Annotated in this window: 9 protein-coding genes; 2 read left to right on the forward strand and 7 right to left on the reverse strand. The window is 44.8% G+C overall.

What is annotated here, in order from left to right; translation table 11 throughout:
- The 5 genes from AVL57_RS16985 to bamJ all read right to left on the reverse strand — a co-directional run bounded on the left by AVL57_RS16985 (position 1) and on the right by bamJ (position 5,963).
- Positions 1-765, reverse strand: coding sequence for a Na(+)-translocating NADH-quinone reductase subunit C (locus AVL57_RS16985; protein ID WP_057789305.1), 765 nt, complete (start codon positions 763-765; stop codon positions 1-3).
- Complete coding sequence (locus tag AVL57_RS16990; RefSeq protein WP_013782591.1) at positions 755-1,957, reverse strand: NADH:ubiquinone reductase (Na(+)-transporting) subunit B; 1,203 nt, start codon at positions 1,955-1,957, stop codon at positions 755-757. Before AVL57_RS16990 ends, AVL57_RS16985 begins: the two co-directional genes overlap by 11 nt.
- A 2-nt stretch (positions 1,958-1,959) precedes the next feature.
- Positions 1,960-3,300 carry a Na(+)-translocating NADH-quinone reductase subunit A gene (locus AVL57_RS16995; protein ID WP_057795884.1) on the reverse strand — a complete coding sequence of 447 codons (1,341 nt, stop codon included), beginning with the start codon at positions 3,298-3,300 and terminating at the stop codon, positions 1,960-1,962.
- Positions 3,301-3,776: 476 nt separating this feature from the next.
- Entirely contained in the window at positions 3,777-4,955 is a 1,179-nt protein-coding gene (gene fabV / locus AVL57_RS17000) for an enoyl-ACP reductase FabV (RefSeq protein WP_057789304.1), read from the reverse strand.
- Positions 4,956-5,342: 387 nt separating this feature from the next.
- Positions 5,343-5,963 carry a BamJ family beta-barrel-assembly machinery protein gene (bamJ, locus tag AVL57_RS17005; RefSeq protein ID WP_057789303.1) on the reverse strand — a complete coding sequence of 207 codons (621 nt, stop codon included), beginning with the start codon at positions 5,961-5,963 and terminating at the stop codon, positions 5,343-5,345.
- A 233-nt stretch (positions 5,964-6,196) separates the two neighbouring features.
- Between bamJ and ppc the strand changes: the two genes are divergently transcribed.
- Positions 6,197-8,818 carry a phosphoenolpyruvate carboxylase gene (ppc, locus tag AVL57_RS17010; protein ID WP_057789301.1) on the forward strand — a complete coding sequence of 874 codons (2,622 nt, stop codon included), beginning with the start codon at positions 6,197-6,199 and terminating at the stop codon, positions 8,816-8,818.
- 105 nt (positions 8,819-8,923) lie between these two features.
- On the opposite strand, the gene katG is transcribed toward ppc, so the two are convergent.
- Together katG and mdh are read right to left on the reverse strand one after the other, a co-directional pair.
- The gene (gene katG / locus AVL57_RS17015) at positions 8,924-11,113 is read right to left on the reverse strand and encodes a catalase/peroxidase HPI (RefSeq protein ID WP_057789299.1); all 2,190 of its coding nucleotides are present in this window, start codon (positions 11,111-11,113) and stop codon (positions 8,924-8,926) included.
- Between the two features lie 612 nt (positions 11,114-11,725).
- Positions 11,726-12,664, reverse strand: a complete 939-nt coding sequence (gene mdh / locus AVL57_RS17020) for a malate dehydrogenase (RefSeq protein WP_057789297.1) — start codon at positions 12,662-12,664, stop codon at positions 11,726-11,728.
- 232 nt (positions 12,665-12,896) lie between these two features.
- Here mdh and argR point away from each other — a divergent pair, with 232 nt between their 5' ends.
- Complete coding sequence (gene argR / locus AVL57_RS17025) at positions 12,897-13,361, forward strand: transcriptional regulator ArgR (protein ID WP_013782583.1); 465 nt, start codon at positions 12,897-12,899, stop codon at positions 13,359-13,361.
- Positions 13,362-13,495: the final 134 nt, after the last annotated feature.

Below are 13,495 nucleotides of genomic sequence, written 5' to 3' on the forward strand. Positions count from 1 at the left end.
TTATGAACGCCATGCCTGATTCTTCAGGAACTGGCCGAAGCCTTGCTCGCCTACCCAATAACGAATTGTGTTTTCAACACCGTTACTGGTTAGCGTAGCACCTGAAAGCGCATCAATAGTGTGTGGATTACTTGGGTTTGCGTTTTTAACTACACGGATAGCGACTTCGCCATTCTCGAATAATTCTTTACCGTCCCATTTGTCCTGCCACGCTGGGTTTTGCACTTCGCCACCTAATCCAGGTGTTTCTTTTTGTTGATAGTAAATCAACTCACGAACTGTTTCGCCGTCGGCGTCAAGTGCAAGAAAACCGTACATAAGATCCCATAGACCACTACCGTGCACAGGCAAGATAATGCGAGATACATCGCCAGCTTCGTCACGAACCAAATAAACACTGGCAACATTAGGGCGACGTTGGAAGCCAACGTTACTGTTAGTTACTTTTGTGCTGTATTCAGTTTGCTTCGCTGCTTTATACATATCGTAATCTGGCTCAGGCGCTTCTACAAACTCACCGCTTTCCAAATCAACATAGCGAGATTCAATCTTTTCGCTGTATGTACTTTCGATTGCTTTACCCGTCATACCGGTTTCGTAAAGCCCTGCTGCATTCAAAATGTTGCTCTTTTTATCAAGCGACGCATTGGTTTGCTGTAACGAGCGCAAACCTACTGCTGCGCCAGAAACGACAATTGAACACACAAGACAAACGGCAACTACAACGCCAATCGTTTTTCCTAAAGATTCTTTCTTAGCCGACACGAGCTACCCTCCGCTTGATATTACTTTGTGCGACGAAATAGTCGAACAGTGGCGCCCAAAGGTTGGCAAAAAGAATGGCCAACATTACACCTTCTGGGAAGGCTGGGTTTAGCACACGTACAAGTACTGTCATAAAGCCGATGAAAATACCGTATGCCCACTTACCTTGGTTGGTAAACGATGCAGACACAGGGTCTGTCGCCATAAAGAACATACCAAAGGCAAGACCACCAATAACGAAGTGCCAATAGGCAGGCATTGCAAACATGTAGTTGGTATCGCTACCAATCATGTTCAGCAAGGTGGCAAACACGGCTACACCGATTGCTACGCCAGCTACAATTCGCCAGCTTGCAATACGCATGTACATGATGAACAAGCCACCAATTAGGATAGCCAATGCAGATACTTCACCCGCAGAACCTGCGATAGTACCGAAGAAGCTGTCAAACCAAAGGTCCATGTTAGCGTAATCAAGCGCGCCTGAAGCTGCTTGGCTTAATGACGTTGCACCCGAGTAACCATCAGCAGCAACCCAAACTTGGTCGCCAGAGATTTGTGCAGGGTATGCGAAGTATAAGAACGCACGACCAGACAATGCGGGGTTAAGGAAGTTACGGCCAGTTCCACCGAAGACTTCTTTAGCGATAACCACACCAAAGGTAATACCTAATGCAACCTGCCAAAGCGGAATAGTTGCCGGTAGGGTTAATGCGAAAAGTACCGAGGTAACGAAGAAACCTTCGTTAACTTCGTGCTTACGTACCGAAGCAAATAATACTTCCCAGAAGCCACCAACAATAAAGGTAACTGCATAGATAGGTAACCAGAAGCAGGCACCGTAGAAGAACATGCCTAGTAAACCAGAATTCGCTAAGTCTCCACCTAAGGCGGTGAATAACCCTGCTTGCCATGTATCAGGAAGTGTACCGGCACCAGCAGCAATAGCTTCTTGCGCTTGGAAACCAATGTTGTACATACCGAAGAACATGGCTGGGAATGTTGCTAACCACACCAAAATCATGATGCGTTTAAGGTCAATGCTGTCACGCACGTGCGTGTTAGCTTTGTTTACTTTACCAGGAGTATAGAAAATAGTTGCCGCTGCTTCATACAGTGCATACCATTTTTCGTGCTTTCCACCTGGCTCAAAGTTCGGTTCAATCTTTTCTAAATACGCTTTTAAACCCATGACTAACCCTCTTTCTCAATCGTGGTCAAACAGTCGCGTAAAATCGGGCCGTAGTTGTATTTGCCTGGGCATACATAAGTACACAAAGACAAATCTTCTTCGTCCAACTCTAAACAACCCAATGTCTGAGCACTGTCACAATCACCAGAAATCAAGTCTCTAAGCAAAAGCGTAGGAATGATATCTAGGGGCATAACGCGTTCGTAATTACCAATTGGCACCATAGAGCGCTCAGAGCCATTGGTTGTTGTTGTCATATCAAACTTCTTGCTGCCACCTAAGTGACCAAGATAAGCGCGCGTGACGGAATGCTTGTCTGAACCAGGTGTGATCCAGCCAAGGAATTTCTTCTCGCGACCTTCTTTAAGCAGTGATACTTGGGTGTGAAAACGACCTAGGAAGCCGTGAACACCTTGTGCAGTTACGCCGTTTAACACGGAACCTGAAACGACACGTACGTCACCGTCTTGTTGTTCGTTTGCTAGCAACTCTTCTAAATCAGCACCGATAGAGGTACGAACAAGACGAGGATTTTTAGCAGATGGACCACCGATAGCAATAACACGGCGTGTGTCTAGCTCACCAGTAGTTAGCAATGCGCCAAAGGCCATTACGTCTTGGTAGCTAATGTGCCAAACCGTTTTGTTCAAACCTGCAGAATCCAAGTAATGGATATGTGTACCTGCTAAGCCTGCTGGGTGTGGTCCACCGAATTCTTCTACGTCTACTGCCGCATCGCCAGTTGCTACTGATGAGCCCGCTGCTTTACAAACGTAAACCTTGCCGCCACTTAACTGCGTTAACGCTTTTAAGCCGTTCACGAAGTCGTCGTTGCGCTCAGCAATAATCACCGCTGGATCCGCGGCTAGCGGATTGGTGTCCATTGCTGTAACAAAGATTGAATTTGGTACCGAGTCAAGGGCTGGAGATTTGCTAAATGGACGCGTACGTAACGCTGTCCACATTCCTGACTCAACAAGGATTGATTGGAGTTGCTCCCGCTCAGTACTCGCGATTTTGTCTGCAGCAATTTTATCAAAGCTAACTGCATCGCTGCCGCTAACTTTAACTACTACTGATTGCAAAACACGCTTTGCACCACGGTTTACCTCTACCACTTCACCCGCAGCTGGAGCAGTGAACTTAACGCCAGGATTCTTTTTGTCTTCAAAAAGCATCTGGCCTTTTTTCACTACATCGCCAACTTGGACGTGCATGGTAGGACGCATACCCACATATTCTTCTCCCAGAATGGCAACGCGTGAAACAGCAGACCCTTCAGCGATCTCCTGCTTCGGCGCTCCCTCTATTGGGAGGTCGAGACCTTTCTTGATTTTTATCATATGTAATCGCACTACTCTAATAGAAATACTCTTTTGCATGACCGCAGAAAATCCTGCTTATCAGCATGCAAAAGCGTACTATTTTTAAGGTGTAGAACACCTTTAATATTTAGATTGACGGAATTTACTTACTGTTACGGTCAGCCTGTTATGAAGCCGTAACTTACATTCCAAATGTACAAGCGACGTTATACGCCTTTTCTTTTATAGACCAACAGTGAAAATTCACACTTATTTTTGTTGTTGTATTACTGCAATAAACGCTGTTGTTGAGTAGGAGTAGAATAGACCCCTACTTAATTTCGGGATTTTAGCATTAACCGAGCGGTTTGTGCCACGCAAATCATAGATAAAGAGCAACTTTTCTATAATTTAATGTAAACCCCATTTACGTTTAAGTAGTAAGTAAACAACGAAAAAGCCGTCTGATTCGACGGCTCTACTCAATATTAGGCTTATTTAAGTATAGTAAACCTTTACCATTTCACGAGTGGGTCAATATCCTGTTCGTAATCAACACCTTCAATATCAAAACCAAACAGTTTTAAAAATTCGTGATGATAACCAGCATAATCGCTTAGCTCATGAAAGTTTTCTTGCGTCACTTTGTCCCATAAGGCTTGAATTTTAGCTTGCGTAACGTCATTGGTTTCAATGCCGTCCATGCGATAACGGTTTGCCTCATCTAATGTGGGTGTATCACCAAATAGGCAGGTAGTGAACAAACCATGTATTTGTTCAATACAGCCCTCATGGGTACCGTCACGCTTCATCACTTCTTGCATTAACGAGATATAAAGCGGCATAACAGGAATAGCAGAGCTGGCCTGCGTGACCAAGGCTTTCAACGAACTTACATTCGCTTCAACCAATAATTCGGTATTTTTGCCAATAATAGCAGCAGCGGCTCTGTCTAAGTCTTCTTTCGCTTTTCCAATGGTCGCCTGACCGTAAATAGGCCAAGTTAGGGCTTTACCAATATAAGTGTACGCGGTGGTTTTACAACCTTCGGCAAGTACACCCGCGTCGGCAAGCTTATCCATCCAACGCTCCCAATCTTCTCCGCCCATCACTTTAATGGTGTTTAAGATTTCGTCATCGTTTGCTGCCTCTAACGTGACATCATGTACTTTATCTTTGTCGGTATCGTAAGTTTTGGTGGTGTACTCACGCCCTACTGGTTTAAGGGTAGATTTGTATACCACGCCCGTATCTGGGTCTGTTCTGCGCGGTGACGCTAAACTATAAATAACAAGGTCGACCTTGCCCATATTAGCTTTAATCTTATCTATCGTTTGCACTTTAATTTCATCAGAAAACGCATCACCATTGATGGTGTCAGCATAAAGCCCTTTTTTAGACGCCTGCTGATGGAACGCAGCTGTATTGTACCAGCCCGCTGTACCTGTTTTGCGTTCTGTTGGCGCTTTTTCGAAGCAAACACCAAGGGTTTTTGCACCATAACCAAATGCAGAAGTAATACGCGATGCCAACCCATAACCGGTTGAGCTGCCAATGACTAGCACGTTTTTAGGGCCATCACCTAAGCTGCCTTTTTCTTCAATATAGGCAATTTGTTGTTCTACCGACGTTGCACAACCCACAGGATGTGCGTTTGTGCAGATAAAGCCTCTCACTTTAGGCTTGATAACCATAATCATTTTCCTTTTTTATGCGTGCGCCTATTGTAAACGTGCAAAGGCTTATAACAACTCGGAGCAGATGACATCAATATAAGCACCGAACACCTTATTCATCAAAAAGATACACATGTACAAACGGGTAGCGCAGTTCGAAAGCGTTTTTAAAGTCTATATCGAAAGAATATCTTGGAACGCTATGTAATGTATACGAAAACAAAAATGATTAGCGGCTATTGCGCTAGAAGCAAATGAATAAGCGAGGGGTGAAGCTATAATATGAACTGAAAAGTAAGTAAGGCAGGGACAGAAAAGTTAAGTGTGAAATATGGCGTTGAATGAATCATAACTAAACATGAATAAAAAGGTGAGCCCCCACAAGAGCTCACCTTTTTGTATGAATTAACCTAAGATATCAAGCAATTCAACATCAAAAATTAACGTGCTGTAAGGTGCGATTGCTGCACCAGCACCTTGCTCTCCGTACGCAAGGTCGTGTGGTACATATAAACGCAGTTTAGCACCAACTTTCATAAGCTGTAGTGCTTCAGTCCAGCCTCTGATCACGCCGCCAACTGGGAATTCAGCCGGTTGACCACGATCGTAAGAGCTGTCAAAAACGTCACCTGAGGTTAGTGTACCGTGGTAGTGAACGCGAACGGTGCTATCTGCAGTTGGCGTTTCGCCATCGCCTTCAGCCAATACTTCGTATTGTAGGCCAGACTCAGTCACCTGAACTTCTTCACGCTTTGCGTTTTCTTCAAGGAACTTAACGCCTTCTTCAATAACCGCTTTGCTGGCTTCTTCTTTCTCAGCTTGCATACGCTTATGGATTTCGCCGAATGCATCACGTAGTGCGTCGTTGTCAACCTGCGGAGCTTGACCCGCGAAAGCATCTTTTAAACCTGTCACTACTGCGTCAATCGCTAAACCTTCAAAAGGATTAGATTGCAATTGTTGACCCATTTGAAAACCAATGCCGTAACTTGCTTGGGTTTCTACTGTGTTGAATGTATCAGTCACAAGAACTCCTGAAATTAAATTACAAATGCAGTACAAATTTCAAACAAACCGCGTTTCACGAATATGTTTCTGCATTTTCCGGTGCAAGAGTGTAGCACACCAGAATTTATCTTGCCTTGAGCATTAAATAGATGGGTGCAAATGGAACAAAATATTGTAAATTATAACGCAAAGTGGTTTTACAACTTGTTAAGTACTTAGTATGGTGAAGGCCATATAATTGGGAGGATAGCATGCACACTCATTACGATGCTGAACTAAAAGATACAGTTAGATACCTTGGCAAAACGCTAGGTGAAACCATCAAAAACCAATTAGGCCAAGAGTGGCTTGATCGCATTGAGAAGATTCGAAAAGACGGCCGAGCGTCTTATCAGGGAGACACGAGTTGTAGTGACGAACTGAAAGAAACTTTCAAAACGATGACTGACAGCGATTTGTTGACGGTAGGTCGTGCTTTCGCACAGTTTCTAAATCTAGGTAATATTGCTGAGCAAGAATATAACAGTGCAATGAACGTTGACGCGTCTATTGATGCATTGTTTAAACATCTAGATAAGGCCGAACTCACGGCTGATAAAGTGCAAGAGGCAGTAGGCAAGTTAAATATCGACTTAGTGTTAACTGCACACCCTACCGAAGTAACACGTCGCACCCTTATTCATAAACACAAAGAGCTAGCAGACTGCTTACAAGAGGTTCATCAAGAATCACTCACTGGCGCAGACAGAAGCAAAGTTGAAACCCGTGTTGCTGATTTAATTAGTCAGGCTTGGCATACCGAAGAAATTCGCTCTGTGCGCCCTACCCCTGTAGATGAAGCTCGCTGGGGATTTTCAGTTATTGAAAATTCACTGTGGGAAGCCGTTCCTGATTTCTTGCGCGAGCTAGATGGCCGTTTGCATGAAGACTATAACGTGTCGCTTCCGCTAGATGCTTCACCAGTACAATTTAGTTCTTGGATGGGCGGTGACCGCGATGGCAACCCGTTCGTTACCTCTAAAGTTACCGAGCAAGTATTATTGTTGGCCCGTAAACGTGCCGCGAAACTTTTCGCTTTAGACTTAGACCGCTTGCAAGTTGAGTTGTCTATGTACGACTGTAATGACGCACTGCGTGAAAAAGTCGGCGATGCAAACGAACCTTATCGCGCCTTACTTCGCCCATTACTAGACCGCTTTATAGCTACCCGCGATGGTATTGCTAACTATTTGGCCGGTAATAACCCTGATACGTCGAACTGGATCGAAAGTAACGACGAGCTATTAGAAGCGCTACTACTTTGCCACCAGTCACTTATCGATTGCGGTATGGGTGTGGTAGCGAAAGGCTTATTGCTAGATACCATTCGCCGTGCTCATGTGTTCGGTATTCACTTACTTCGCTTAGATGTTCGTCAAGATTCAGAACGTCATGCTGATGTATTTAGCGAACTGACGCGTTACCTTGGACTTGGTGATTACTCACAATGGAGCGAAGAAGATAAACAAGCCTTCTTGCTACGTGAGCTTGGCTCGAAACGCCCGCTATTCCCAGCTCAATGGGGCGCATCAGAGGATGTGAAAGAAGTACTAGATACTTGTAAAGTAGTGGCTAAACACAGTAAGCACGGTTTTGGTATCTACATTATCTCGATGGCTAGTGAGCCATCAGACGTACTTGCAGTTCAATTACTATTAAAAGAAAGCGGTGTTGATTGGCCAATGCCAGTAGCGCCTTTGTTCGAAACGCTTGATGACTTAAATAACTCGCCAAGTGTTATGCGCAAATTGCTTTCTATTGACTGGTACCGTGGTTATGTGAAAGGCCGTCAGTTCGTGATGATTGGTTATTCAGATTCAGCCAAAGATGCTGGCGCACTAGCGGCAGGTTGGGCTCAGTATCAATCGCAAGAAGCGCTTGTAGCTATTGCTGAAGAGTTTAACTGCTCACTTACCTTATTCCACGGTCGTGGCGGTACAATTGGTCGTGGCGGTTTACCTGCACACGCGGCTATTTACTCGCAGCCTCCAGGTTCATTAGAAGGTGGATTCCGCGTTACTGAACAAGGCGAAACCATTCGTTATAAATTCGGTATGCCCAAACTGGCCAAACGAAGCTTAGGCATTTATGCCAGCGCGATAATTGAAGCCATGTTGTTCCCACCCCCAGCGCCAAAAGAAGAGTGGCGTGAACTTATTACCACTATGGCGGGACAAGGTCGTGATAACTATCGCGGCACAGTTCGCCATGATAAGGATTTTGTGCCTTATTTCCGCGTGGCTACGCCAGAGCAAGAACTAGGTAAGCTACCACTAGGCAGCCGACCTTCAAAGCGTAAACCACAAGGTGGTATCGAAAGTCTTCGTGCTATCCCTTGGATATTTGCATGGGCACAAACGCGCCTTGTATTACCGTCATGGTTGGGCGTAATGCGCGCTATCGATAGCGTGAAAAATGCCGAGAATGAAAAAGTCGTGAATGAAATGTTTGCCGAATGGCCATTCTATCGTTCACGCCTTTCAATGCTGGACATGGTATTCCATAAAGCGGATCCACGTATTAGTGAAGCCTACGATGAGCGTCTGGTTCCAGAAGAGCTTAAGCATTTTGGAGCAGCCCTTCGAGAGGAACTAAAAGAGAGTATCGCTTCATTGCTTGAACTCACTGGCGAAAACGACATCATGAAGGCTGACCCGCTGGGCAAAGAATCGATGGAAATTCGCGCCGCTTATTTGCAGCCACTTCATTATTTACAAATCGAGTTGCTAGATCGAATTCGTAAAGCAGGAGATGATGCACATAATCCTGATTTGGAGCGTGCCATGATGGTGACTATTACAGGTATCGCAACTGGTATGCGCAATACAGGTTAACACCTAAATTAATAGGTACATAGCCATGCTATTTAAACAAATAGTACAAATAAAAAAGCCCGCTTAAAGCGGGCTTTTTAGTGAGATTACATTACAAACTGAATGTTAAGCCTGTAATTCAAAGCGATCAGCATTCATCACTTTAGTCCAAGCACTAACAAAGTCTTTAACGAACTTCTCTTTGTTATCATCTTGCGCATAAACCTCAGCGTAAGAACGTAATATAGAGTTTGAACCGAAGACTAAGTCAACACGAGTAGCTGAATAAACTTGCTCACCAGACACTCTATCTACAATACCGTACGTGCTTTTACTTGTGGGCTTCCACGTGTATTGCATATCGGTAATAGTAGTGAAAAAGTCATTCGTTAGTGAGCCAGCACTTGCGGTAAACACGCCGTGTGCAGTGCCTTGGTAGTTCGTGCCCATTGCACGCATACCACCTACTAACACCGTCATTTCTGCAGCGGTTAACCCAAGCAATTGTGCTTTGTCTAACAACAGTTCTTCTGGTTTAACCACATAATCTTTTGGTAAGTAGTTTCTGAAACCGTCGGCTTGCGGCTCTAGAGGTGCAAAAGAATCAGCATCCGTCATATCATCAGTAGCATCACCACGACCTGCAGCGAAAGGAACATCAACACTGAACCCTGCCGCCTCGATTGCTTTCTCTACGCCTACGTTACCGGCCAACACTATGGTATCAGCTAGACTTGCACCGGCTGCCTCAGCAAGTGGTTTTAACACCGACAATACTTTAGCTAGTTTTTCCGGTTCGTTCGCTTCCCAGTCTTTTTGAGGTGCTAACTGAATGCGGGCACCATTAGCCCCACCACGTAAGTCTGAACCGCGGAAAGTTCTAGCACTGTCCCACGCCGTAGAGACCATTTCACTAATCGTTAAGCCCGAATCCGCAATGCTCGCTTTTAATGCATTCACATCATAAGACGTGCTGCCTGCGGGGACAGGATCTTGCCAAATAAGCGTTTCTTGTGGTACTTCAGGACCGATATAACGTACTTTTGGCCCTAAATCGCGGTGAGTCAGCTTAAACCAAGCGCGAGCAAATACTTCGCTGAAGTAGTCTGGGTTATTATAGAACTTCTCAGAAATTTCACGATAAATAGGGTCCATCTTCATCGCCATATCCGCATCGGTCATGATGGGGTTATAACGTTTTGAAGGGTCTTCAACATCAACAGGCTTGTCTTCCTCTTTAATGTCGATAGGCTCCCATTGCTCTGCACCCGCTGGTGATTTTTTCAATTCCCAATCGTAGTTAAGTAGCAATTCAAAGTAACCGTTATCCCACTGTGTTGGATTCGTCGTCCATGCACCTTCAATACCACTTGATACCGTATCGCGACCGATACTACGGGTCTCATGGTTCATCCAACCAAGGCCCTGCTCTGCAATATCAGCACCTTCTGGATCTGGTCCTAAACGGTCTGCACTTCCGTTACCATGACATTTACCCACCGTATGACCACCGGCTGTAAGTGCCACGGTTTCTTCATCGTTCATCGCCATACGGGCGAAAGTTTCACGAACGTGTAATGCGGTTTTAAGTGGATCAGGTTTACCGTTCACCCCTTCAGGGTTAACGTAAATTAGTCCCATTTGCACAGCCGCTAATGGATTTTCCATTGTTTCTGGGGTTTCAACATCGTCGTAACGCTCATCACTTGGCGCTAGCCATTCCTTCTCAGCGCCCCAGTAGGTGTCTTTTTCTGGGTGCCAAATATCGGCGCGACCGAATGCAAAACCATAAGTTTTAAGCCCCATGCTTTCATAAGCTACAGTACCAGCAAACACTAAAAGGTCGGCCCAGCTAAGCTTGTTGCCGTATTTCTTTTTAATTGGCCATAATAAACGGCGCGCTTTATCAAGGTTAACATTATCCGGCCAAGAGTTTAGCGGCGCAAAACGTTGGTTACCCGTAGACGCACCACCACGACCATCAGCAATACGATACGAACCGGCGGCGTGCCAAGACATTCTGATCATAAGGCCACCGTAGTGTCCCCAATCTGCTGGCCACCATGACTGAGAATCTGTCATTAGCGCAATCATGTCTTTTTTCAATTCATTAAAATCGAGAGATTTAACAGCTTCTCGATAATCGAAGTCATCACCCATTGGGTTTGTCTTCGTATCGTGCTGATGCAAAATGTCTAAGTTAAGCGCTTCTGGCCACCAATCCATATTCGTGCTGCCAGTAGCCGTAAGACCACCGTGCATGACGGGGCACTTTCTATCTGAATTATTAACATCGCCTAGCTTCGCGTTACTCATATTTGTTACCTCTTGCTGTCCGATAAGGGAAACCATCAATTCAATCTATCGATTGCTATAGTTTAATTCTAGTTTTTAGATTGTTTTTGTTACAGTGAGTTTTTTCGATGCTGATGAATAGGTTTAACGATTAGAACGAACTAAACCTAGTCACATTTAACCAATAAGCTTCAGCCGCTATTTGCAATGCTTACCATCTCAACCACTTAGAAATAGCGTAGACAATATCCACAAATTTTCTGTAACTTTTTTCTCATTTTTTATAGCGCTTTAAAAATAGCTTGATGCATTAGACAAAAAACTGGATTAGTAAGGTCGTAACAAACTGTCAGCAGCATGGATGCTGTCTTACAAAAAGGAAGTTTACTGAGTGGGGGAAATATGTAGCCACTCCCTTGCCAAGGGTGCGGCGGCGGAGCCTACATGGACGTATTTACGGCATGACGATTATGCAGATGCCACAAATAAAAAGGCAGGATTAGTAAGGTCGTAACAAACTGTCAGCAGCAAGGATGCTGCTGCCAAGCCTCCATGGATGGATACTCGGCGTGTTTGTGTAGAGCTTACTAATCCTGCCTTATACATGGGAGCAGCGCTCCCATATTCCTAGCCTTAGCCAGTTACGAAATCTACGCCTAGCTTGATATCGCCACGAAGGCCTTCAAGCATGTCGTTTTTCGCTTTTTCTTCAAATGCGCTTAGCTCGCCGTATGGCAAGATTTCTTCAACACCGTTTGCACCAAGGCGAACAGGGTGAGCGAAGAATGCTGCATCGTCGCTGTCGTCAGTTTGAACGTAAGTGTATTCAACTACGTTCTCACCTTGCATTGCTGCAACCAATGATAAGCAGAAACGTGCAGCTGCTTGACCCATAGATAGGGTTGCAGAACCGCCGCCAGCTTTAGCTTCAACAACTTCAGTACCCGCATTTTGGATACGAGTAGTTAGGCTTGAAACTTCATCATCAGAGAACTCAACACCTTCAACTTGCGAAAGCAAAGGAAGAATAGTTGTACCTGAGTGACCACCGATTACCGGTACGTGTACAGAAGCAACGTCTACGCCTTTAAGCTCAGCAACGAAAGTCTCTGCGCGAATTACGTCAAGGGTAGTAACACCGAACAATTTGTTCTTGTTATATACACCTTTTGCTTTAAGCGTTTCAGCAGCAATTGCCACTGTTGTGTTAACTGGGTTAGTAATAATACCAACACAAGCATCTGGACAGTTGTCAGCAACACCTTCAATAAGGTTCTTAACAATACCAGCGTTGATGTTGAACAAGTCTGAACGATCCATGCCCGGCTTACGCGGAACACCAGCAGGAATAAGAACAACGTCTGTACCTGTTAATGCACCAGCTAGGTCATCTTTACCGTGACCGGTTACTTTTACTGCAGTTGGGATGTGGCTCAAATCAACAGCTACACCAGGAACAACTGGCGCTACATCATAAAGCGCTAGTTCAGAACCAGCTGGCAATTGTGTTTTTAACAACAAAGACAGCGCTTGGCCAATACCACCGGCAGCACCTAACACGGCTACTTTCATACCATTTCTCCTATGGGATTACTCACGTATTTAAACGGAACGTCACACTAATGCAACGCGGGGGAAAACTCAATCATCTGATGGTCTTAATACGGCCATTTAAGGCATTTTTACGTCGATATTCACTATCATGCATGATTATGCAATTAAATTGCGCAAAGGTCACCTGTAAGGCACAATATAACATATATGATTATTTAACTTATTACCGCTAACTGATGTGCAGGATGCTATGGCCAACGCAAAACAAGAGCAACTGATTAAAGCCTTTAAAGAAATTTTGAAAGCGGAAAGCTATGGATCTCAAGGTGAAATAGTGGATGCCCTTAAAACTCAAGGTCATGACAATATTAGCCAGTCTAAAATTTCCCGCATGCTAAGTAAGTTTGGTGCGGTACGTACCCGCAATGCCCGTGGTGATATGGTGTACTGCCTTCCGCCTGAACTAGGCATGCCTACGGCTAAAAGCCCATTAAAGCAGCTGGTTCTCGATATTGTGCATAATAATGTGATGGTGATTATTCGCACCAGCCCAGGTGCAGCACAGCTTATTGCTCGTTTACTTGATTCATTAAGCAAAAAAGATGGTGTGCTTGGTACCATTGCGGGCGACGATACCATTTTTATCGCCCCAGCCGACGTGACACTTATTGAAGAGTTACGCCAACGGGTAGAAGACTTATTCGAGAACGTTTGAGGCTCTGCCTTGAGTTTTGAGCAAAAAAAACCGCCATCACAAGATGGCGGTAAAGAATTTGTACCAGGGAGATACAAAACAACTTGGTAGCTGTGCATTTAAATTATCACAGACTTAGAAAAGAGTAAGGAAAG

Origin of the sequence: Alteromonas stellipolaris, assembly GCF_001562115.1 — a bacterium.
Classification (GTDB): domain Bacteria; phylum Pseudomonadota; class Gammaproteobacteria; order Enterobacterales; family Alteromonadaceae; genus Alteromonas; species Alteromonas stellipolaris.

Excerpts from the sequence above, each read along its gene's own strand:
- AVL57_RS16990 (WP_013782591.1), bottom strand. The coding sequence starts at position 1,957 with ATGGGTTTAAAAGCGTATTTAGAAAAGATTGAACCGAACTTTGAGCCA.
- AVL57_RS16995 (WP_057795884.1), bottom strand. The coding sequence starts at position 3,300 with ATGATAAAAATCAAGAAAGGTCTCGACCTCCCAATAGAGGGAGCGCCG.
- fabV (WP_057789304.1), bottom strand. The coding sequence starts at position 4,955 with ATGGTTATCAAGCCTAAAGTGAGAGGCTTTATCTGCACAAACGCACAT.
- ppc (WP_057789301.1), top strand. The coding sequence starts at position 6,197 with ATGCACACTCATTACGATGCTGAACTAAAAGATACAGTTAGATACCTT.
- katG (WP_057789299.1), bottom strand. The coding sequence starts at position 11,113 with ATGAGTAACGCGAAGCTAGGCGATGTTAATAATTCAGATAGAAAGTGC.
- mdh (WP_057789297.1), bottom strand. The coding sequence starts at position 12,664 with ATGAAAGTAGCCGTGTTAGGTGCTGCCGGTGGTATTGGCCAAGCGCTG.
- argR (WP_013782583.1), top strand. The coding sequence starts at position 12,897 with ATGGCCAACGCAAAACAAGAGCAACTGATTAAAGCCTTTAAAGAAATT.